This window comes from Microcoleus sp. S28C3, from assembly GCF_036700785.1.
Lineage (GTDB): Bacteria > Cyanobacteriota > Cyanobacteriia > Cyanobacteriales > Microcoleaceae > Microcoleus > Microcoleus asticus.
This window is the reverse complement of sequence record NZ_JAUBPO010000062.1, coordinates 23443-46222: the sequence shown is the minus strand read 5'-3', so window position 1 is coordinate 46222 and position 22780 is coordinate 23443. Positions and strand designations below refer to the sequence as shown.

General features: G+C 45.8%; 15 protein-coding genes. 1 reads left to right on the top strand and 14 read right to left on the bottom strand.

What is annotated here, in order from left to right; genetic code table 11:
- Nucleotides 1–220 precede the first annotated feature (220 nt).
- Nucleotides 221–886 carry an S-layer homology domain-containing protein gene (locus tag QUA13_RS18900; protein WP_333200906.1) on the bottom strand — a complete coding sequence of 222 codons (666 nt, stop codon included), beginning with the start codon at nt 884–886 and terminating at the stop codon, nt 221–223.
- A gap of 120 nt (nt 887–1006) precedes the next feature.
- Nucleotides 1007–4564, bottom strand: coding sequence for a transcription-repair coupling factor (gene mfd, locus QUA13_RS18895; RefSeq protein ID WP_333200904.1), 3558 nt, complete (start codon nt 4562–4564; stop codon nt 1007–1009).
- A 423-nt stretch (nt 4565–4987) separates the two neighbouring features.
- On the opposite strand from mfd, the gene QUA13_RS18890 reads away from it, so the two are divergent.
- A complete protein-coding gene (locus QUA13_RS18890; protein ID WP_333200902.1) occupies nt 4988–6319 on the top strand; it encodes a hemolysin family protein in 1332 nt (443 codons plus the stop codon).
- A gap of 218 nt (nt 6320–6537) precedes the next feature.
- On the opposite strand, the gene QUA13_RS18885 is transcribed toward QUA13_RS18890, so the two are convergent.
- From QUA13_RS18885 to cobN, 12 genes are all read right to left on the bottom strand, one after another.
- Nucleotides 6538–7869 (bottom strand): hypothetical protein, encoded by a 1332-nt coding sequence (locus QUA13_RS18885; RefSeq protein WP_445242725.1) that lies wholly within the window; start codon nt 7867–7869, stop codon nt 6538–6540.
- 6 nt (nt 7870–7875) lie between these two features.
- Nucleotides 7876–9201, bottom strand: coding sequence for a hypothetical protein (locus tag QUA13_RS18880; RefSeq protein ID WP_333200898.1), 1326 nt, complete (start codon nt 9199–9201; stop codon nt 7876–7878).
- Between the two features lie 13 nt (nt 9202–9214).
- Nucleotides 9215–10447, bottom strand: a complete 1233-nt coding sequence (locus tag QUA13_RS18875) for an SGNH/GDSL hydrolase family protein (RefSeq protein ID WP_333200896.1) — start codon at nt 10445–10447, stop codon at nt 9215–9217.
- 4 nt (nt 10448–10451) lie between these two features.
- The gene (locus QUA13_RS18870; RefSeq protein WP_333044816.1) at nt 10452–10616 is read right to left on the bottom strand and encodes a DUF5989 family protein; all 165 of its coding nucleotides are present in this window, start codon (nt 10614–10616) and stop codon (nt 10452–10454) included.
- Nucleotides 10617–11024, bottom strand: coding sequence for an SxtJ family membrane protein (locus QUA13_RS18865; RefSeq protein WP_333200894.1), 408 nt, complete (start codon nt 11022–11024; stop codon nt 10617–10619).
- 93 nt (nt 11025–11117) lie between these two features.
- Complete coding sequence (locus tag QUA13_RS18860) at nt 11118–13094, bottom strand: carbamoyltransferase (protein ID WP_333200892.1); 1977 nt, start codon at nt 13092–13094, stop codon at nt 11118–11120.
- Nucleotides 13095–13262: 168 nt separating this feature from the next.
- Nucleotides 13263–13748 (bottom strand): hypothetical protein, encoded by a 486-nt coding sequence (locus QUA13_RS18855; RefSeq protein WP_333200890.1) that lies wholly within the window; start codon nt 13746–13748, stop codon nt 13263–13265.
- 161 nt (nt 13749–13909) lie between these two features.
- Nucleotides 13910–14830 carry an NAD(+) kinase gene (locus tag QUA13_RS18850; protein WP_333200888.1) on the bottom strand — a complete coding sequence of 307 codons (921 nt, stop codon included), beginning with the start codon at nt 14828–14830 and terminating at the stop codon, nt 13910–13912.
- A 307-nt stretch (nt 14831–15137) separates the two neighbouring features.
- Nucleotides 15138–16718 carry a hypothetical protein gene (locus tag QUA13_RS18845; RefSeq protein WP_333200887.1) on the bottom strand — a complete coding sequence of 527 codons (1581 nt, stop codon included), beginning with the start codon at nt 16716–16718 and terminating at the stop codon, nt 15138–15140.
- Nucleotides 16719–16783: 65 nt separating this feature from the next.
- The gene (locus QUA13_RS18840) at nt 16784–17455 is read right to left on the bottom strand and encodes a DUF3226 domain-containing protein (RefSeq protein ID WP_333200885.1); all 672 of its coding nucleotides are present in this window, start codon (nt 17453–17455) and stop codon (nt 16784–16786) included.
- Nucleotides 17455–18561, bottom strand: coding sequence for an AAA family ATPase (locus tag QUA13_RS18835; RefSeq protein ID WP_333200883.1), 1107 nt, complete (start codon nt 18559–18561; stop codon nt 17455–17457). Before QUA13_RS18835 ends, QUA13_RS18840 begins: the two co-directional genes overlap by 1 nt.
- Before the next feature lie 45 nt (nt 18562–18606).
- Entirely contained in the window at nt 18607–22593 is a 3987-nt protein-coding gene (cobN, locus tag QUA13_RS18830) for a cobaltochelatase subunit CobN (protein ID WP_333200881.1), read from the bottom strand.
- Nucleotides 22594–22780 lie beyond the last annotated feature (187 nt).

Below are 22780 nucleotides of genomic sequence, written 5' to 3'. Positions count from 1 at the left end.
GAATCTCTCTCTAAATTCACCATAATTTCTACTCAGCTCCTTCTGAGTAAATTTGTGCTTAGTCTAAACTCCAGTTAAGAACGTCGTAACCGTCAAGACGGTTCCCACAACTTACAACTAAGCTGGTGTGCATTTAATTTTCACAATCCTTTTTATTGAAACTATTGTGGGGTGGGCATCCTGCCCGCCCCACAAAATTAATTTAAATGCAGAACAACTATCACCTTCCCATGCCGCGATTAGGAGGCTCCTCGTCCCGGACAGGCAAAGAAGTTGGCCTTACTTGCCGCTCCAAATACTTGCTCAAAGCGTAAGCGATATCTCCGCGATTCATCGGCTTCAAAGGATTAATCTTATTAGTTCCGAGTTCAACATTAACAAACCCTTCATAAAGTGCAGTAGCCATAGACTTTCTAGCCCAATTAGGGATTTCCCCTGCATCTGGATACTTAGCTAAAATCTCCGAAATGCTGGCATCTGGAAACTGAAAAACCCCGTAAGCTTGAGCAAAAATCGCCAAAGCTTCCGCGCGACTCACCCTTTGATTTGGGAAAAACATTCCGTCGCGATATCCACTCATCGTTCCCGTTTTCAAAGCAGTTTGAATCGCACTGTAAGCCCAGTAACTCTTCGGTACGTCCGGCAATTCAATATCCGGTTTTTGAGCGGTTTTCCGGCGTTCCAAACCAAAAGTTTTCACTAAAATAACCGCCAAGTCAGCGCGACTGACAAGGCCCTCAGCATTAAAATTGCCGCTGGCATCTTTATTCATCAATCCTGCATTCACAACCCGATCGATCGGGTCAATTATTTGTTGAGATTGAACCGCCATTGGGACTCCTTGCACTAGCGCGATCGCCAAAAAAATACTCACTAACTTTTTCACGATTTTAATCCTTTCTGTCGCTAAAACAATCATGAAAACAGCAGTAATATTTTTTCTGGTTCCATCGGAATTATTCTGTGGTTTAGGCGGTGCGCGAGATTTGGGGATTATATATTAAAATTAAAGATTTGCTTCCGGCAAAGCGCCCTGCATTTTACCCAGCCAATCAATCAAATTATCCAATTGCTTTTGAGCCGTCAAAACCGCCATACCTCGAATAGTAACCTTCCCCTTGCTGTAGACAAAACGAGAGCGCAAATGTTCCGGCAAATTAGCCTTGAGCAAATTCCAAGCAGGCTCCTCCATAGCCGTTTCTAAAACTATGTGCTGCTTATTCTCCGGTTTGATCCGAGAAAAACCGATTTTTTTAGCGATTTGTTTGAGTTCGACAACACGGATAAGTTGCTGGGCTGGAAGAGGAATTGGCCCATAACGATCGCACCAATCAGCCTGAATCTGCTGTAACTCTTCTGAAGTATTAGCATTCGCCACAGACCGGTAAGCGCTCATCTTTTGATCCAAATCTGCGATGTAATCAGCAGGAATAAACGCCGTCAAAGTCAGGTCGATTTGCGCGTCCTCCACTTTCGGAATTTCCTGACCCTTAATTTCCCGAATAGCCTCCTCTAACATTTCAGCATACAAATCAAAACCGATCGCCTCCATTTGACCCGACTGTTCAGTACCCAAAACATCACCCGAACCGCGAATTTCCATATCTCGGACGGCCAACTGATAGCCCGAACCCAACTGCGCGAACTCTTGAATTGCCCGCAACCTCTGCCTTGCAGCATCAGACAGCTTGTTCTGCTTCGGATAAAACAGCCAAGCGTGAGCTTGAATCCCCGCGCGTCCCACCCGTCCCCGCAACTGGTAAAGCTGACCCAAACCAAAGCGCTGCGAGTCTTCAATTAAAATGGTATTGACACGCGGAATATCCAAACCCGACTCAATAATCGTCGTGCACACCAAAATATCGAAATCTGCCGCACTGAAAGTCAGCATAATGGATTCTAATTCCGAAGCCTCCATTTGACCGTGGGCGATCGCAATTCTGGCAGACGGTACCATCTCCTGCAACTGAGCGGCCAACTCATCAATCCCCTCAATCCGTGGCACCACGTAAAAAACCTGACCGCCCCTGTCCAATTCTTGACGAATTGCCGATCGCACCACTTCCGGGTTATAGGGAGCCAAATGCGTCTGAATTGGGCGCCTGCTGGGAGGCGGAGTCGCAATCAAACTCATCTCGCGAATCCCCGACAGCGACATATACAAAGTCCGGGGAATCGGCGTTGCTGTCAGAGTCAGAACATCTACCTCTGTTTTGAGAGCTTTAATTGCTTCCTTTTGTTTAACACCAAACCGCTGTTCTTCATCCACCACCAACAAGCCCAAATCCCGAAATTTAATGGCTTTGCTCAAAACAGCTTGAGTACCGACTATCACATCTAATTCCCCAGTCGCCAAACGCTTGTGAATCTCCCGGCGCTCGGTTTCAGTGCGAAAGCGATTGAGCAAACCAACTTCGATCGGATAAGGGGAAAAACGCTCCGAGAGCGTGTGATAGTGCTGTTGGGTCAAAATCGTCGTCGGCGCGAGCAAAGCCACCTGCTTGCCCGCCGTAACCGCCTTAAAAATCGCTCTCAGAGCCACTTCTGTCTTGCCAAAACCGACATCGCCGCACACCAAGCGATCCATAGGTCGATCGCCCTCCATGTCGCGTTTCACATCCTGAGTTGCCTTCAACTGATCCGGGGTTGGTTGGTAAGGAAAAGAATCCTCTAATTCTTGTTGCCAAGGCATATCGGGAGGAAAAGCGTAACCTGTTTGTTTAGCTCTTTTAGCATAAAGATTCAGCAAATCCACTGCCAATTTTTTAACAGCTTTGCGAACCTTGGTTTTAGTTTTTTCCCAAGTTTGACCTGTCAGCTTGTTTAGATCTGGTACTTTCTCGCCTACAGTCCGAAACCTCGACAAAGCGCCCAATTGATCTGCCGCCACCCTCAGAGTACCGTCAGCGTATTGAATCAGCAAATATTCGCGAGTTTCGCGATCGATCGTCAAGCGTTCCAACTTGAGAAATTTACCCACTCCGTGCTGGCGGTGAACCACATAATCACCCGGGCTTAATTTATTCGGGTCTACTTGCTTAGAAGCAGCGCGGCGGCGCTTGCGGACGTAGCTAAAAGTAGCGAGAGAATGCTGACCGTAAAATTCCCGATCCGTAATTAAAACAATCCGAAAAGTCGGCAGAATAAAACCTTCCAATTCTGCCAGCCCGCTGTACTTCAAAGCAACCGGAACGTGCTGCAATTGCAACTTGTCGATCGCCAAATAATCGCGCGGATTCACCACAAACTGCGCCGGACAGTCGTGTTCCGAAAGCAGAGAAACCGATCGGCTTGGTTGAGCCGAAACCAGGAAAATAGTAAAACCCCGATCGCGCTCTTCCCTGAGCGTTTGAGACAGCTTTGCAAATTGGTGAGGCATCACCGGCACAGGCCGAGAAGCCAAATTAATCGCAGACGGTAGCTGGTCGCCCTCCGCAGAGCTTTGAAATTTTTTAGCGGTCGAATCTTCTGCCAATTCTGAAAGTTCTAGCCTGTCGAAACCTGCGACATCTGCCATAGATTCAGCAAAAGTGCGGTGAATTTTCGGAACTTGCAAATGAGAAATTGGCAACTTTTCTGTTCCCGCATCCGCAACCACAGATTCCCGCTCGCAATTTTTCCACTGTTGCTCTGCATTCTCAAACCAGCGGTCGCTGTGAGCTTCGCACCCTTGCGGTTCGTCAACAACAACTAAAGTATTTTCTGGCAAATAATCCAACAAAGATGCGGGTTTTTCAAACGCTAAACCCAACAGCCTGCGGACAAATTTTTCGGTTTCATTTTCTGTGTCAGCAGAACCTAGGTGGTTGATTTCGTCAACCTTTTTTTCAGCTAAAACTGCTTTAATAATTGCGTTAAAATTAGTAGGAGTTAACACCAACCGCTCGACCTTATCAAGCGATCGCTGCGAAGACGGGTCAAACTCCCGAATTTGCTCCAAATCATCCCCAAACCACTCCAGCCGCACCGGCAACTCAGCCGCCACCGGAAATACATCGACAATATCTCCCCGACGGCTCCACTGGCCCTCCATTTCCACCAGAGCCACCCGATCGTACCCCATCGAGGCAAGTTGGCGGTCTAAAATCTTCGAGTCTTGAACCATACCTCGCTTCAGCGTCAGACAGTAGGGTTCAAAAGCAGCAGGCGGCGGCAAGTGAGACTGGAGAGCTCTTTCGGTCGATACAATCGCGATCGGCTTAGAATTAGCGTTTGTTTCTCGTTTCTCGACCAAATCCGCCAGCACCTGCATTTGCCCCCAAGTCATTTCGCTTTCATCCGAGTAAGATAGCTCGTAGGGCGAAGCCTCCGAAGTCGGGTAAAAATGCACAGTCTGCCACCCCATAGCCTCCAGCCCGGCCACCCAGCGACCGGCTTCTTCGAGAGTTGCCGTCACTACCAGTAAACTCCGCCCTTCTTGCTGTGCGAGGGCGGAAGCTACCAAACCTTTGGGCAAGCGGGCTAAGCCGTTGAGTTGCACGTAGCGATGGCGCTTGAGCTTGTTGAGGAGTTCTGTTGCTAGGGGCGATCGCCCGAGGGTACGAATTATTGAAGAGAAAGTCATGCGCTTTTAATTTTAATCCCCGATCGGCGAAGGCTCTTTCCCTTTGCCTGTTAAGGAGATTGTACGACAAACATCCACGATCGTGCCGATGTGCTGTTGATGCCTTGGAACTTAACTGGCGATAGATTTTTGCTCTAATATCTCGATCCTGCGATCGCGATCGAGCCAGTTCCGTTAATATAGGGCCAGGTTTAGAAAAAATTTCGATTTTGCGATCGAGATTCGCAGCTTCCAGACCTCTCCTGTGACTGCACCCAAAGACGGATACAAGCCCCCGACTCAAGTTGTGAAGATCGAAGAATTTTAGACATTAGGGAAATCCCCCAGATACTGGCTGCGGAGTCAATCTAAAATCTAAAATCTAAAATCTAAAATCGACTAACCGGGCAGAGCGCTTCGCCGTTACTACCGAAAATTTTAGAAATGTCCCCAAGTACCGATATTCTGATTGTTCTCCTGCTAATTTTCCTCAATGGCTTGTTTGTGATGTCAGAGATGGCCATCATCTCTGTACGGAAGGTGAGACTGCAACAGATGGCCAACCAAGGTTCAGCCAATGCCCGCGTAGCCTTGGATCTGGCTAATGCCCCCAATCAGTTCTTGCCGACAGTTCAAATCGGGATTACTATGCTGGCCATTCTATCGGGCGCTTTCGGAGAAACGACGGTTGCTAGAAGAGTAGAGCCTTTGTTGCGCCTGATTCCTGGCCTCGCGCCCTACTCTCAGACGATCGCCTCAGTAGTAGCAATTTTAACCATCACCTATCTGACCTTAATTATCGGCGAACTCGTGCCGAAGCGGCTAGCGCTCAACAACCCGGAGCCGATCGCCTCAAGCGTAGCAATTCCCATGCGAATGCTCTCCAAAATTGGCGCTCCTGCGGTTTATCTGTTAAGTTATTCCACTGACTTAGTGATGCGACTGCTGAGGATATCGCCCTCGACAGAACCGCAAGTTACAGAAGAGGAAATTAAAGTTTTAATAGAGCAAGGAACCGAAGCCGGAACCTTTGAAGAAGCCGAACAAGACATGGTAGAAAGAGTCTTTCGTTTGGGCGATCGGCGAGTCAGCGCCTTAATGACCCCGCGTCCCGATCTTACTTGGCTCGACCTCGACGACTCCGTAGAAGAAAACCGCCAAAAAATGCTCGGCAGCGGTCATTCTCGGTTTCCAGTGTGTCAGGGAGGCCTCGACAACGTGCTCGGTTTAGTACACGTTACAGATATGCTGTCGAGGACTTTAACAGGTCAACCTCTCGATTTAAGCGCTTCTTTACGGCGGCCTTTATTTGTACCTGAAAGCACGCGGGGGTTAAAAGTATTAGAGCTTTTCAAGCAATCTAGCAATCAAATTGCCTTGGTGGTAGACGAATACGGCGTGATTCAAGGATTGGTTACAGTTAACGACATTTTAGTCGAACTCGTTGGCGACTTTCCCTCGATTGAAGATGCTGACGAGCCGGAAGCCGTGCAGCGCGAAGACGGTTCTTGGCTGTTAGACGGAATGCTACCAGTCGAAGATTTTTTTGAGCTGTTTGGCCTCGAAGAAATATCAGCAGAAAACAAAGGAAGTTACCACACAATGGGCGGTTTTGTGATTACACATTTGGGCAAAATTCCGACAGCAGCCGAGCATTTTGAGTGGAACGGTTTGCGCGTGGAAGTAGTCGATATGGACGGCAATCGAGTTGATAAGATATTGGTAATGCCGATCGACTCAGCGGGCGATCGACCTAAAACCGAACCTAAAACCTAAAAACCATTCACCACAGTCAATGGTTCTCATCAGCCCAGATAAAAAGTAAATTTCCTTTATATGGGCGGGTTTGACAAACAATCTCCGCAAGAATTCAAAATATAAATAAACCCGCCCCCACCCCACGGTAAATCGAAATGTACATTCAAATTTAGCAGGGCGGGGGCGGGTTTTTGAGACTGTTTGTTTGAGTCGTTGATGGTTAGTGGAAGCCACCCCTACTTCTTCTTTTGTATTTCATCCTTCCGCAAAGCTTCCAGAATAGAACGGCCCACATAATTGCTGAAAACCACCTCTCCAGCTTGATTGTAGTGGCAGCAGCTATCTACATAAACAGCCTCTTTAGTCTTGTCAAAAACATTGACAGCATTCAATATATCAATATTATTTTTTTCCAAATTCGGAAACTTTTTGAAAAGAGCCGGATATCCAATTTGCACAGCTTTAGCATAAGGAGTATCCTTGTTAAAAGCAATCTGCTTTTCCGCTTCGCTAAACACTCTTTTCGTCTGATAATATTGATTAGGCTGAAGAACATGAAAATAAGGCACATTACTAGCAGAGAGAACTTTGTGCATAAAAATTGAACTTTTTGCCCAATTCAACGCCATTTCTTGAAAAGCTACTGAATCCTGTAAAACTGACTTGTTAGTATTGATATAAATAACGCTGCCACTATCATCTTTTTGTTGTTTCGTCCGTGCTTTTTCAAACTTAATGACATCTCTTTTATAATTATTTACTAAATTTTGAACGTAAACAGAAGTCAAAGCATCGCACGCAGCTAAAGAACAGTGTTGCAAACTTTCCAAACCCTGATTAATCCTAGCTTTATTTTCTTTAATTGCGATCGTTGCTTTCATGGCTTTTGTAGAAAGGCTATTATTTGCCAAGTTAGTCAGCGGCAAAATATGCTGAATGCTTGGCATCGCCAAATCGACTTGATTTTTATTGTTTAAATTAGAAAGTGCTACTTCATTAAAGCCATCTATATTGACGACCATATCTAATTCTTGACCTAAAGCCAAAAAGTAGTTTAAAATTAATAATTGCTGCGGTTGTTTGTAACCTCCGGTAGCAAATGACAAAATTACAAATTCTCGATCTTTGAAAGCCGGAATCTGCTTTATATATCGAGGTAAAATTTTATTTTGAACTTCAAATATCCCATAATTTGAAGCCACGGAGCCGCCAAATACTCCGATAATAAATTGATTTTTATTGGTCTTTTTTAAAGGGTAATCATAAGGAGAGATAAATCCGTAGTTGTTAACCTTAAAACCAGGTCGAAAATCTGCGCTGGGTTTTTGAATAAACCCAAAAAAAGGATGAAACCTTTCGACAATCGACTCGTTGAGCCGCACTCCTTCTAAATTAATTCCTAAAGCCGACTTATCTTGCGTATTTTGTCTAGTATAGAAAAATTGCTTGTGCTTGACAAAATACCATCCCAAGGAACCGAGTTCGACGAAAAAAAGTAGAAGCGCTAAGTTAATTAAAGCAATTTTTATGATTTCTTGGTTTTTGTTAATAAAGTTAAAATTTGTCATAAATATCTATTTCGACTTTCTTACTACTTTAATAATGGAACTGGAAACATAATTGGCTAATACGTCCTCTCCCACTGAATTATAGTGGCAGCAGGCATCTTTGTAAACAGTCTCTTTTGTATTGTCTAAAATATTCACGGCGTTAAAAACATTAACCCCAGCTTTTTGCAAATCATCGACTTTGGACAAAAGCACCGGATAACCTTTTTTCACCCCTTCAATGTAAGGACTCTTCTTGTCAATAGCGATTTCGTTTTCCTTGGCGGTAAACGCTCGCTTGGTTGGATAATACTGGTTGGGTTGGATAAAGTGAAAATAGTTAATTTTTCTACTTGATAAAATTTGATTCATCCCGATCGACGATTCGTACCACATCGATGCCATTTTATCAAAAGCAGCGGCATCCTGCAAAACAAAGTCAGCTTTGGGAATGTATACTATACCGCTATTTGCCGTATCTGGGTTGGATTGTGTGACTTGCCGATCGTACTTGACAACTGCTTGCTGGTAATTGTTGACTAATTGTTTCACCTGTAGCGACGTAACAGCGTGACACAAAGCAAGCTGACAAGTTTGCAATTTGTCAATACCTGCTTTCAACTGTTTTTTGTTTTCGTTAATTTGCACGATCGAACTCATCGCTTCCGGCGACAAGTTGTTGTTGGCTAAACCCGTCAAAGGCTGTATGTGTTGAACGCTGGGCATTCCTACTTCAACTTGGGCTTTATTGTTTAAATTTGACAGTGCTACTTCGTTAAAACCGTCAATATTGATGACTAAATCTAACTCTTGACCCAAAGCCAGAAAATAATTTAAAATTAATAACTGCTGGGGCTGTTTGTAGCCACCGTTGCCAAAATTTAAAACCACAATTTCGCGACCGGCAAATTCTGGATAACTCTGCAATTTTTTAGACAATCTTTGGCTGACATATTCATCTACTGCAAAGTTGTTAGCAACTGAACCGCCAAAAACTCCGATAATAAATTGATTCTTATTGGTTTTAATAAAGGGATATTCGTACAGGGAAAAAAAGCCTTGTTTGTTGACCTTTAACTTTAGTTTTTCATTAGTAAAAGCACCTTGTTTGAGCACGTAGCCAAAAAACGGGTGCAGTCTTTCTACGATTGATTCATCTAGCCTAATTCCGATCCTTTCAATATCTTCTACTACTTTTTCTTTAGCTTTCGTTCTGGTATAAAAAAACTGCTTTTGGTTGATAAAATAAAAAGCTAGCGACAAAGTTTCCAGACAGATAAAGGCGATCGCCAAATTAACCGCGATTATAATTAATATATTTTTGCCTTTTTCGAGTGGCGTTGAATCTTTCATGAAATTTGACTGATTACGGTTGTTTTTTGGGGACTTGAGACTGCTTCAAATTTTGGCACAAATTTCGGTTAATCAAGATACTAGCCAGCCGGTGTCCTAGTTCATTCCAGTGACCCCCACAGGGTACAGAATTCTCAAAACCGTGGGCGCAGACTTGATATTTTTCAGTGTAGCCTTGGATCTGTTCGGATAAATTCAGTACCCGAAAACCCTCGCGCGCGCCCAATTTTTCCAGCCGCCTATCGGGATAAAACAAATCCTGAATGTTGTTTTTTCTCATAAAATTTTTTCGCCTCTGGGCCTCCGGTCTAACTTGCATCGGATCGCCGATCGTCACAACCAAGAAATCAGCCTTTTTCTGCACGACTTCATTCCGCATTGTCACAATCAAACCCTCTGTCACCCTCCAAGCCTCTTCCCAAGCTGCATCCTGAGGTTCCTTGAGGTTCAGGGTACTTAATGTGGTAAAATCCCCGGATAACTCTCGTTTTTTCCTATCTAAGTCTACCTTTTTAATGACTTGCAAAATTCGCGAATTGTTGACGATAAAACTGGGCATTCGGTCTACAAAGGAAACTGCTCTTTCGTTGCGGTCGATCGGCGCCAGATTGCGAAAAGACATATCTGCTACTAACTTGCCGCTAGCATCATAAGCAAAAAATGGTCGGTAGCGATCGTATTCCAGTTTAGGAGAATTATTTATCACATCATTGCCAATAAAAAAAGCAAGAATTACAATATCAGGACTGTAATCCCACACTTTTTTTCGCAGCATTATCAATTCTTGAGCAGTACCATAACCCTGCACGCCAAAATTGATTACCTCAACATTTTTGCGTCCCTTAACGGCCTGGCAGTTGCCTAACTTTCGTTCCAGTTTCGACCAGAAAGTTTGTTCGACAGGTACGTGAACTGCTTCGGTGAAAGAATCGCCCAAAACCGCCACACGCAAAGTATTTGGAGGCTTTGCTTTTGTGTGTTCGCGATCGCGCAAGCCCTCGCTATTCACCTGCACAAAACTCGCACCTTCCCCATTCCATTCCCCCGACGCACCCGGTTTCAGCTTCCAGCCCAAGTTCGGATCGGAAGTGTGAAAACGAGTTGGTGCCGAGTCTACGAAATCTCCTATTTTTGGATAGCCTTCAATCCTCGCAACTCGCAATCCAATTTCACCAATTATCACCCCCATCAATAAACCACCGAGTGTCAAACCTAAATTGACACCCAAATTTTTCAACTTGCTCATTCTTTCAAAACAGGGTGTAAATAAACGGAGCAATCACAGAACCGTGACTCAATACAATCAAAGCTCCCAAAAAGACTAAAGTCACAATTAACGGCAACAGCCAATACTTTTGGCGTTCTCTCATAAACGCCCACAAATCTTTGATAAAGTCTAATGTTGATTCAAACACTTAGAAAGGACGCTCCATACTAACTTTTGTTCTTGCTTTACTTGGGATGCGGTAAGTATCCATTTTCGGATTGAGTTTTCGCCGCATTGCATCTTCGCCGAAAATGTTTTTGATCACTCCCATCGGCCAAATTATCAGGTAAAAAACTATCCCTAGGACGATCGGCGTTTGGATTTTGTGGAGGATAAGTCCAAACCGCATCCACCCGTGATAAATGGGATTCAGCGATTTCGGCGCAACCAATGCTAGCACGATTAGGACTGCGCCGATTGCCCAGGGCAACCAAGGTAGAGAATGGCGCCGCAGTAAAGGTACTGCTAAACCGAACAGCACTGCAATCAAGCCGCCAATTAGCAGCCCGAAATCGCGCAGGCCTTTTTTATCGAGTTTTTTAATTTCGTCGCTCATTAGAAATGGGGAATTGGGAATTGGGAATTGGGAATTAGTTATTAGTTATTCGTACCAACTAATAACTAATAACTAATGACTAATGACTAATGACTAATCTAGTTCAAATTCATTTTTCCAAGCATCATCTTGTTTCCAAGGAATTTGTTCGGACTTGGGAAGCAAGTAATTTTCCAAAACGAGATAGTCCATTTCGGTTCGCATAAAACAGCGGTAAGCATCTTCTGGAGTGCAAACAATGGGTTCGCCTCGGACGTTGAAAGACGTATTTACCACAATAGAACAGCCCGATCGCTCTTCAAAATGGCTGATTAAGTCATAGTACCGAGGATTGGTTTCTTTGTGAACAGTTTGGATGCGAGCCGAGTAATCGACGTGGGTGACAGCCGGAATTTCCGATCGCGGAATGTTGAGCTTTTCAATGCCAAACAACTGCTCTTGTTCGGGAGTCATCGGAATGCGGAGACTTGCTTTGACAGGTGCTACCAATAGCATATAAGGGCTAGAATGGTCAATCTCGAAATAATCCGCAACTCGTTCGGCTAAAATTGACGGCGCAAAAGGTCGAAATGATTCCCGATATTTAATTTTCAGGTTCATCACGGACTGCATTTTAGCACTGCGGGGATCGCCAACGATCGATCGACCGCCCAGAGCCCGCGGCCCAAATTCCATCCGCCCCTGGAACCATCCCACCACATTTCCCTGTTCCAAAATCTCAGCCAACTGCGGCATTAATTCGGCATCGTCCAATCGGTGATAGCTGGCTTTTACAGCATCCAAATATTCAAGAATTTCTGCGTCAGTAAACCTCGGGCCCAAATAAGAGCCGCGCATTTGGTCGTGACAAGTTAAATGAGCAACAGACTTCGCCACAGTTGCCACCGCTTGGTTTGCAGTGAGAACTTCAGTCCTCTCTTCAACCGCTGCGTTTGTAGTGACAAGTTCTGTTTTGAGGGATTCTATACTATTTGCTGTCGAGTTCGCGCTCACAGTGCGAGTTTGTTCGCAATACTGGTACCAAATCGCCAAAGCCGCGCCCAAAGCACCGCCAGCATCTCCCGCCGCCGGCTGAATCCAAATATCTTTGAAAATACCTTCCCGCAAGAGTCTGCCGTTAGCAACGCAGTTGAGAGCAACGCCCCCGGCAAGACAAAGATAATCGACATTCAATTCTTTTTTAACTGTTCTGCAAAGCCGCAAAACAACTTCTTCGGTAACAACTTGAATGGAAGCTGCAATGTCCATTTCTCGCTGAGTCAATTTTCCTTCAGCTTGACGCGGCGGCCCTTCAAACAGTTCGTCAAACTTCTTGTTTGTCATGGTTAAGCCAACAGTATAGTTGAAATAATCCATGTTCAAACGGAAAGTTCCGTCATCTTTGAGGTCGATTAAATAGTTGAGAATTTTGTCTACATACTTGGGTTCGCCGTAAGGAGCTAAACCCATGAGTTTGTATTCGCCAGAGTTGACTTTGAAGCCGGTGTAATAGGTGAAAGCTGAATAAAGCAAACCCAAGGAGTGGGGAAAATCGATTTCCCACTGAGGTGTAAGTTCGTTGCCGTCTCCCAACCAAACCGATGTTGTGGCCCACTCGCCCACGCCGTCGAGGCACAAAACGGCTGCTTTTTGAAACGGGCTGGGAAAAAATGCCGATGCTGCGTGCGATTGGTGGTGTTCGGTAAATAGCAGAGATGGCAGTTTATTCGTTTTGCAGTTTGCTATTGCTGCCAGATCTCTTTTGAGCATGGTTTTGAGGTAAAGCTTTTCTTTTAGCCATATCGGCATGGCGGTTACGAAAGAGCGAAAACCTTGGGGTGCGTAGGCTAAATAAGTTTCGAGAAGGCGCTCGAATTTGACTAAAGGTTTGTCGTAAAAGACTATGCGATCGAGTTCCCGCAAATCTATGTTCGCTTCTTTCAAGCAATAAGCGATCGCATTCTTGGGAAATCTGGCGTCGTGCTTTTTGCGGGAAAATCTTTCTTCCTGCGCTGCGGCTATAATTTCTCCGTCGCGAATTAAGGCTGCGGCGCTGTCGTGATAGTACGCCGAGATTCCAAGTATGTTCATTCGTCTCCTCACAAATCGCAATGCGTTTGTATCTGACTATTTAGAATAGCTATCGATTATAGCTGCTTAAGTGCTGATTGGGAATTGAGTTTTGCGATCGCCTCTAATTTTACCTGGATCGATCCCCGTGCGCCACCCTGGGCCGATCGGCTGTTTGAGAGCATCAAGCTAGCGCCGGCCAATCCTGCGCCCCCAAGCTCTGAAGTAAGTTGCCACCGGGAATTGATAAAATTCACCTACCAACCACAGCACAATGCCTAAATGGGACAAAAAAGCTAAGCCTGTCCAAGCTGCGGGCAGCCACGACAACCGGCTGCCGGGAACGGGGGGAAAATAGTAAGCTGAAAGTCCCAGCAAGGTAGTGGGAAGGAAAATTAGACCGATCGCTGCTGCAAAATAGGGCCATCCGAATTCTACGCCTTCGAGGTGGGCTCCTATCCACTGTTTGCCGTTCCAGTGCCATGTTACGGGCGGTTGGCGATCGGCCATTTGGAGCGATTGTCTTTCAACGCTTGCGGTATAAATGTGCTGGCAGAAGTTGCAAGCTAGGGCGTCCATCATCGGCATGGTGGAAATTTGACCGGTGCGGCACACGGGACAGGGATATGTATCTTGAGGGTTGAAAGGTCGGGTTGATTTTTTGAAAGTCAGCATAGATCAGGCTGTTTGTCAAGATATTGAGCGATCTTAACAGAGTACAGAAATTGTGCGTTGGCTGAGGGCGGTTTTTGTATCTAGATTGTTGGTGATTTCAGAGGTTTTTTGACGCTTGCGGGCCCCACTGATTAATGCAGTTTCACGGTGGATGATGCGGATTAATTGCGGTGATTGTTGCTGTACCGAATTCTGGCTCCTGCCCAGTGAAGTTTTTCCCTCAAAGTGCCGTAATAAGAATAGTTTTCCCGCAAAATAATAAACTGGGCTTCGCAGTCTGCCCTGCGCACGTCTACGCGCTGTCCCGGCCAAATTGCTGTCCCCAAAACGCCGTCTGTCCAGAGTTTGGTACTGAGTTCGTAATCTGCTAAAGGCCAAATGCTGACGACTGAACCGGGCGGGAGTACGATCGCCCGACTGGATAAACTCAAAGGGCAAATCGGAGTAACTGCGATCGCCTCCATTCCCGAGTGCATAATCGGCCCGTTGGCAGATGCGGTGTAGCAAGTCGAACCGGTGGGAGTTGCCACAATTAAACCGTCGCCTTGATATTGATCGACTACTTCGCCGTCAACTTCCATTTCTAGAATACAGCTCGGCATTCGATCGGCTGAAGCAGGTTTGATACACATTTCATTGAGTGCCAAAAATCGCTCGCTTTCCGGTTCGAGATTAGTTCTGTTTCCTTCAAAAACTGCCGCCTGCAACATCATCCGCTTCTGCACGGCATACTTGTCTTCCGAAAGTCTGTCCCAAATCTCCTCGGTATTTTGGAAATCCTCAAAAGACTCGGTTAAAAAACCCAGATGTCCCCCCACATTCGCTGCCAAAATCGGGATGCCGTCAGCAGCTAAATTCCGGGCCGCAGCTAGGGCCGTACCGTCGCCGCCCAGCACCACAGCTAAATCAATTGGGCTGTTACTAGAAGCTAAAAACACCGGATACGGGTTATCTTTCGGGCCGCTCGGGCCCATTAAAACGTCGCAGCCGCGACTTTCTAATTGGCGGGCACACTGTTCTGCCCACCGCTGGCTGAGGGTATCTCTGGCTTTGTGGGCAATAATTACTTGTTTTAGTTGCACAACCTATCGATTTTAGATTTTAGATTTTGGATTTTCGATTGTTAGATTTTAGAGTGAGTTCACAATCTATCGATTTTGGATTTTCGATTGTTAGATTTTAGGCTCAGTGAAAGATCTTAAAATGTTCGATCGCACAAATTGGTTTTGGACATCAGGTTAGATTTTAAACTATTTTTGAGCATTGCGAGGCAGAGGCTGCGGATCTGCGTTACCAGGATCTGCCTGGTAAGGAGAAAGCCGGGAATAAGAAATATTATGACTGCATTTCCACATCTTCCTTCTTCCTTCTTCCTTCTTCCTTCTTCCTTCACCCGTCGCTGCGCCTGGATTTGGGCCGCGGCCAGATAATGCTGGAATCTGTCGCAAGTAGGCGAGAAACTGCGATCGCCCCAAAGCGGTTGAGGTGGCTGGGGTCAAAAAAATAGTCGTTGCGGCCAGGCCACCGCTGCGATAAGTCGCGGAAAGCGAAGCCTTTTTGCCGGGAGAGTTGGTCCATTCGCTGCCGGAACTGCTGTTCTGCCCACAGGCGAGTTCCATCTAAGTAGTCGTCGGTGAGGGGCAAATTGACGAAAATCAGGGGAATTTTGCGAGCTTTGGTAAATGCTACAACTGAATTAAAGGCTGTTGCTTGTTTGCCTCCGAGGTTGAAGTTTTCGTAGTCGCGATCGTACTGACCTGAAACGTAAGCGCGTTCTCGATAATAAGTGTTGGGATTGTAACGGCTAGATATAGGCATGAATCCGTTGGAGTCGATCGAATCTGCCAATTCGCTGACTTGCCTCATTGCTACTGTTGTCGGCTGCCAGACTGGAATCAATTCTGCTTTTTGAGTTGCTGCATTCGCTGCGATCGGTTTTAACTGATATCTTGCAGCATTCTCAGCAACGGGCAAGATGCCCACCCCACGAGACATGAATTTGATTGTGGGGTGGGCATCTTGCCCGCCCCTGAAAGGTCGATCGACAGATGCCCGTGCTCTGCGGAAAGTGTTGTTAGGGCAGGGCTGCGGGAATCTGTAACACTGGGGAATCACATTCGGTTCATCGAACTCCAGTTCGGGGCGAACGCCTGCGGCTAAAAGTTGGCTGCCTTCAGAATCGACGATCGAATTAAAAGTGCGATCGTCCCGGCCGCTGTTAAACCCCCGCACACCATCCGCCCAGACAATCATTTGAGGCAAATGATCCGGCTTCAAAAGCCGCCGCAGTTGAAAGTCAACTACTTGTGCAGTTGCGCCGTTGACTGAAAAGTTAAATACTTTTAAGCCCGGACGGCCATTTTGGGCCAAAGATTGTTTTAGCTGTTTGGGATCTACGCCCTGCAATGCGCGGGAACTGCCGACGATCAAAACGTCTGGCGGGCCGACGGCAGCAACGTAAGATAAGTAGAGTTCTAGCTTTTCGTCGAGCAAATCGCTGCTGAAGCTGACTGTACTGGCTTGCGATCCGTTTGCGCCCGCTTGCTGTTGGGAATAAACGAGGTTTTTCATGTACTCGATTACTTTTTTCTCCGCAAACGCCCGTTTGGGACTGCCTGGGGGAACGGCTTGCATCCAGGCGACTGCCTGCACCCACAGGGTGGCTACTTCGTCCCAGTCTTGTTTTGAATTGGCTGATTGAGCTAAATTAGAAGCTTGGGTGGCAAAGTTAACTGACTCCGTGAAGGCATCGTTTTGAGGGCATGAAGCAGCGCTGAGGGGTTTTTGGGTTAGGTTGGCGTTTTTAGCTAACAGAGACGTTGGCGACTGCGCTAGGACTGGGGATTCGATCGAACCCGATGTCGCTGCGGTGTTGGGCGGCTTCGTTGACGAACATCCCAAAGTTAAGGCTAGCAAGGCGGTTGCGGCGCAGGTACGTTTGAGCATGCTAGCAATGTAGCGGCGAATCATAAAGCTTTCAGCGATCGCGAAATATTACTAGATATTACTAATTATCCGGCGGATCGAGCAATTAGCTAAAACAGATGTTTTAACCATTCAATAAAAATTAAGGCGATCGGGCAATCGCAGCTCAGCACCTGCGCTGTTATTGCTTGTCCCATCGGCATTGCAGGCGTTTTCTGCCATGCCAGCCAAGTGTGGATTAGTGCTTTGGGATGATGAATTAAAGTGTAGCGGTTAAGTCCGGCTTGTTCGATCTCTTGTAAAATTGCTTCGGCTTTCGGATGCAGCGTGTCGCCAGGGGGGATGAGATAGGCGACAAAATCTTCTAACATTCCAGGAAGTTGATTGTTTGGCATCAACCAAACTCCCACGCGAGGCAAGTATGGATCTGAAGGTGTGCAAACCCAGCCTTCGGGAGGGGGAGATTGGGGGATGTCTCGATAGCCGATCGAACTCAGTTTATCTTTAATAGATTGCCACCGCGCACTTAAATTGCGATCGGCATCAACCACAATTCCCAACGTGCGTAAATCCTCTGCTTTCAATCTTTCTGGTAAGCCTTTTAGCAGCGCTTCAACTCCTTCTGTACCTCCTTCTCTACCTTCTTCTTGCGGTACTTCGACGGAAAATGTTTCTGGCAGTTGATATTGCTGGCACAAAGCCCAGATTACGTGTCGGTCATTCTTACCTTCTACCAATAACTGTTGAGGTTTTGATTGAGGAGGTTTTCGTGCTTTTGGCATCAGCGCACCTCGATACTTTGGCGCACTGCAACGGACAATTCATCGGGAGTGTATTCAACTGCACGAATATCCTCACCGCGCCGACTCAAGCGAAATAATTTGCCAACAGAACTATCTTCTGACTGTTCTAAGGCTTCTTGAAATGCGGCTATGCAGTCCCAACTGTGGGTAGTTGCAAAGACTTGAACGTTCAATCGCTGTGCTGTTTCAAATATCAATCGCCACATATCAGTTTGGGTTTGATAGTAAAGACCTGTATCAATTTCATCAACCAACAAAAACCCATCTTCTGACGATACTGCTGCCATTGCTATACTAAGAATTCGGTGCATACCATTGCCCATACTGCCAAGAGGAACTGGGTTATTTTGCCCTCTAATTTTAATCAAAATACCGCTGTAATTAGTGGGATTGCTGGTAAAACTAATACGTTCTACATCTGGTTCTAAGATTTGCAACGCTGCTACTACGTTTTCTTCTTTTGGGGTCAGTGTAATCGCATCCCAATACAGAGCCAATTCTTTAAAAGATATTTCCGTAGTTTTGATTAAATTAAAGTTATCTTTATTAGTACCAACCAGCGATGAATAGTTATTATTTTTTTCGCTCGATTGAGGAGAGACAAAACTAGAAATAGTTGCATTGGGCAACAGTGAAATTTTGAATTTTGCATTCTCGTTGTAGCAAGCAATTAATTCCCATGCTAAAAATCTTGTTTCTAATTCGTCGGCTGCGGGAACTAATACCTGTTCATTTTTAGGACTTGCTTGAATTTTGAGCGATAGTTGTTCTTCTTGCTGAGATCGAATGTGAATACTTCTAGCTGGAGTTAGTTGATGTCCGTAAAAAATATGTTCAAAGTGATATTTGATGCGGTTTACTTGACTAGATGCACCTTGTATCTGTATGTAGCTCGTTTCACCGCGACTATTTAGTATATCAAACACAGCTTGAATATTCTGCTGTTTCACTAATAAATAAATCGCTTCCAAAAAAGTTGTTTTCCCACTATTGTTTTGACCGACTATCAGATTAACCCTAGCTAGCTCGTCGATATGAAAATCTTTAAAAAAGCGATAATTTTGGATGGTGAGATCGCGCAACATGGATTCCTCGCATATTAACTATATTCTATCATTTCTCCGTTCAGACTAGAAACCAGTATGGGATTCGATGACTGCTTCGGCTTGCAGGGCGATCGATCTCAATTTATCCAATGTATCCTGGTTCGCACTCTGCCATAACCCCCGCTGACGAGCTTCTAGCAATCTTTCCGCCATATCTCGCAGTGCCCAAGGATTGTTTTCTTGAATAAATGTCTGTACTTTCTCATCAAAAATGTAAGCCTCTGCGATTCCTTCATACATAAAATCCTCTACACAATTTGCCGTAGCATCGTAAGCAAACAAAAAATCAACAGTTGCTGCAATTTCAAAAGCACCTTTATAACCGTGTCGCATCGCACCTTCTATCCATTTGGGATTCACAGCCCGGCTGCGATAAACCCGCGCAATTTCTTCTCGCAGTTGCCGCACTTTTGGATTCTCGGGAATTGAATTATCTCCAAAATAAGTTTCAGGATTTTTGCCTTGCAAATTGCGAATTGCGGCAGCCATTCCGCCTTGGAATTGATAATAATCATCGGAATCGAGGATGTCGTGTTCGCGGTTGTCTTGGTTTTGCAGAACTATTTGCATTTTGCCGAGGCGTTTTTCAAATGCTTCGGGTGCAGAACATCCCCATTCACCCCCCCTAACCCCCCCTTGTAAAGGGGGAGGACAAGAGTTGGAATTAGCCCCCCCTTGTAAAGGAGAGGTTGGGGGGGTATCTCCTGGTTGTAAAGGAGAGGAATTAGATTTAGCCCCCCCTTGATAAGGGGGGGTTGGGGGGGTACTTGTATAGGCGTAACTGCTCCAATTAATGTAAGCTTTTGCTAAATCGCTGTCGTCTGTCCAGTTTTGAGCTTCAATTATGCCTTGAAGTCCTGCGCCGTAAGCACCCGGTTTTGAGCCAAACACTCGAAATTGCGATCGCCCTTGCGCCTCTTCCTGACTCAAACCTGTAGATTCCCAATACAAAATCTCTTTCTTAACTTCTGCTGCTAAAGGATTGCTTTCTGCAGGTTCATCTAAATCTGCCACAGCTTTTACCGCACTATCAAACAAATCAATTAAGTTAAAAAAAGCATCTCGAAAAAAGCCAGAAATTCGCAAAGTAACATCAACGCGCGGCCGCCCTAAAACTGAAACTGGCAAGATTTCAAAATCTACAACCCGGCGCGAAGGGCCATCCCAAACTGGTTGAACTCCTATCAGCGCCAAGGCTTCGGCGATGTCGTCTCCCCCCGTCCGCATGGTGGATGTTCCCCACACTGACAAACCCAAAGTTTTCGGATATTCCCCGTTTTCTTGGGTGTATCTTTCGATTAAAGTTTCAGCAGCAACTCTGCCAACTCTCCAGGCGGTTTCTGTGGGAATGGCGCGGATATCTACTGAGTAAAAATTGCGACCTGTGGGCAATACATCTGGTCTGCCGCGAGTGGGCGCGCCGGATGCGCCGCTTGGTATGTGCTGCCCATCAAGTCCGCGCAAAAGGTTTGTAATTTCTTGATTTGTTTGGAGGAGTGAAGGTAAAAGATAGTTATTTATCCAGTCTAATTCTAGTTGGGTTGCTTCTCCTATTTCTGGATTTGCAACCGCAGATGAACGCGGAGAAACGCGAATGTTTTTGATTAAATTATCTACTAATTCAGCGGCTTTTTCTTCGAGTTCTGCTGTTAAATCGCCTGCTGTGCGGTGCTGAATTATCGACGTTGGATCGCAGGTTAAGGGATCGAAATCGTAGCCTGAGTCTTCTGCTAGGGCGCGGGTTATGCCCGATCGCCCGTTGGTGGGATGGCGGGCGATCGCAATTATCAAATCTCTCAACTGTCTACCTTCGGGACACTGACCGAAAATGTGCAATCCGTCGCGGATTTGGGATTCTTTGAGTTCGCAAAGATAGCCGTCTGTGCGAGTGATAAATTCGGTAAATTCCGATTTATTTAGTTGTATTCCTAAGTCTTTATCTAAGTTTTCTTTGTTGGTGAGGGCTAGAATGCGATCGCGAATCATCGGTAATCTGGACGGATCTAAACTTTGGGCTTCGCAATATTCGTCGATTAAGGTTTCCAACTGCTGCAAAGGCCCGTAGAGTTCGGCGCGAGTCATCGGCGGTGTCAGGTGGTCAACAATCACAGCTTGCGATCGTCTTTTTGCTTGGGAACCTTCCCCCGGATCGTTGACAATAAACGGATAAAAGTTCGGCATCGCGCCTAATGCCACTTCTGGATAACATTTGTTAGACAAGGCTATACTTTTACCGGGAAGCCATTCTAAATTGCCGTGTTTTCCAGCATGAATTATAGCGTCAATTCCCAATTTTTCTCGCAGCCAGTAATAGTAAGCTAGATAATTATGAGTTGGTTCTAAGTCTGGGGCGTGATAATTTAACGCGGGGTCAAGTTCATATCCGCGCGATGGTTGAATTCCCACAAACACATTGCCAAACTGAATCCCCGGAATCGGAAAGTAGGGACACGGCAATGCCGTGTCCCTACCTTGTGTATGACCTTCGGCCAGCCCCCATCTTTGACAAATTCCATCCTGTACTTCCTGCGGCAAACTAGCAAAATATTCTTCATATTCAGCCAAATCCAAAGATTGATGAACAGGCCGCAATTCGCGTCCTTCCGGGTCATTTGTCACGCCCGAAGTTAACAGTTCAATTAACTCGTTGCCGCTGGCGGGGATGTTTTCAATTTGATAGCCAGCTTGCTGCATAGCTTTGAGGATTTCGACACAGCTAGCGGGCGTATCTAAGCCGACCCCGTTGGCTAAGCGGGCGTTGCGAGTAGGGTAATTTGCTAGAATTATGGCGATGCGTCTGCTGGCGGTTGGGGTTTGTTTCATCTTCACCCAATTCGCGGTTAAATCTGCTACAAATTGAATGCGATCGTCCGCTGCTACATAGCCTACTACATCTGTTTCTAGTTCGCTGTTCCAAGTCTGTACCGCTTTAAAAGAAACAGCCCTAGTAATGATTTTTCCGTCTACTTCCGGCAATGCTACATTCATCGCCACATCCCGCGGCGAAAGTCCCTGAAGTTCCGTTTCCCACTGTTCCAAACCGCCACCGCTGAAGATTGCTTGCAATACGGGAACGTCTAAGGATTTTAAGCTGTTTTGTTCCGGTTCTTGACTGCTGAAACCGGAGACTGCAAAACTTGTGGTGTTGATCAATAATTGAATTGGTTCGGATTCTTTAGGTTGAAAATATTCCAGCAATTCTATTTGCAAATCTGGTTCCCGCAGAGAAGACACAAAGACGGGAATCGGTACTAAGTTTCGCTCTGATAGAGCTTGACAAAGTGCATCAATGGGTGCTAAGTTTCCTGATAAATAATGAGCGCGATAAAATAAAATTCCCACCTTAGCTATAGTTGGTAAATTTAATAAATTATCGGGTAACTTATTTTGTATTGTGGAGCAGGCATCTTGCCTGCTATCTTCTTGTAAGGGCAGGCAAGATGCCTGCCCCACAAGATTTGTCCAATCATAAATTCCCACGCGGGAAACTGTTTGAGGTAGGGGTGGATTGTAAGCAGTTTTCAAGCAAGTATCGGCGGCAAATTTTAGTGCGTTAACAAAGTTTTGGACTCCGCCTTCTGTAAAGTAGCGCCACAGTTGATTTACTGCTGATAGCGATACATTTGAATGGCTGATTAAATCGGGATCTGGACTGTCTTCTCCCGGCATTACAATCAGTGATGCGTTAGTTTTCTGCACAGTTTCTCGCAGAATTTCTAGCCCGTAAGACCAATAAGAACGCCCTCCTAACAGTCTTAAGATTATGACCTCTGCGCGTTCTAAAACTTCTTCGGCATAGGTGTCAATTGTTAGTTGTTGCTGCAACTGAAGCAGGTTTACTGCGCGCAGTTTGGGGAATGCTGCCGGCATTTTGGATGCGGCGGCTGCGAGAGTTTGAATGTCGGTGTCAGCAGCACTAATAAATACTATTGGTGCTGGGGTTTGCTGAATAAAAATTACTCCTTCTGCTTGAGGGTTCCAACCTCCTGGTGTGGCGGCTATTTTGTGCATTAATTTTTTTTATGTTAATAAATAGTGAGAGAAAGTGCGATCGCCTTGAGTATAACATGACTTATACATCAATAGAGGCTAGGGCGTGTTTCTCACCCAGACATCCCCGCCCAACCGAGAGAGGGCGGGCACGGGGGCAACGCCCCTACATTCGGGGGGAGAATGAGCGTCAAAGTCCCCGAAATCT

Bases quoted from the DNA above. Each gene is read 5' to 3' on its own strand.
- QUA13_RS18880 (WP_333200898.1), bottom strand. From the start codon at position 9,201: ATGAAAGATTCAACGCCACTCGAAAAAGGCAAAAATATATTAATTATA.
- QUA13_RS18890 (WP_333200902.1), top strand. From the start codon at position 4,988: ATGTCCCCAAGTACCGATATTCTGATTGTTCTCCTGCTAATTTTCCTC.
- QUA13_RS18885 (WP_445242725.1), bottom strand. From the start codon at position 7,869: ATGACAAATTTTAACTTTATTAACAAAAACCAAGAAATCATAAAAATT.
- cobN (WP_333200881.1), bottom strand. From the start codon at position 22,593: ATGCACAAAATAGCCGCCACACCAGGAGGTTGGAACCCTCAAGCAGAA.
- QUA13_RS18860 (WP_333200892.1), bottom strand. From the start codon at position 13,094: ATGAACATACTTGGAATCTCGGCGTACTATCACGACAGCGCCGCAGCC.
- QUA13_RS18845 (WP_333200887.1), bottom strand. From the start codon at position 16,718: ATGATTCGCCGCTACATTGCTAGCATGCTCAAACGTACCTGCGCCGCA.
- QUA13_RS18840 (WP_333200885.1), bottom strand. From the start codon at position 17,455: ATGCCAAAAGCACGAAAACCTCCTCAATCAAAACCTCAACAGTTATTG.
- QUA13_RS18875 (WP_333200896.1), bottom strand. From the start codon at position 10,447: ATGAGCAAGTTGAAAAATTTGGGTGTCAATTTAGGTTTGACACTCGGT.
- QUA13_RS18855 (WP_333200890.1), bottom strand. From the start codon at position 13,748: ATGCTGACTTTCAAAAAATCAACCCGACCTTTCAACCCTCAAGATACA.
- QUA13_RS18835 (WP_333200883.1), bottom strand. From the start codon at position 18,561: ATGTTGCGCGATCTCACCATCCAAAATTATCGCTTTTTTAAAGATTTT.
- mfd (WP_333200904.1), bottom strand. From the start codon at position 4,564: ATGACTTTCTCTTCAATAATTCGTACCCTCGGGCGATCGCCCCTAGCA.
- QUA13_RS18865 (WP_333200894.1), bottom strand. From the start codon at position 11,024: ATGAGCGACGAAATTAAAAAACTCGATAAAAAAGGCCTGCGCGATTTC.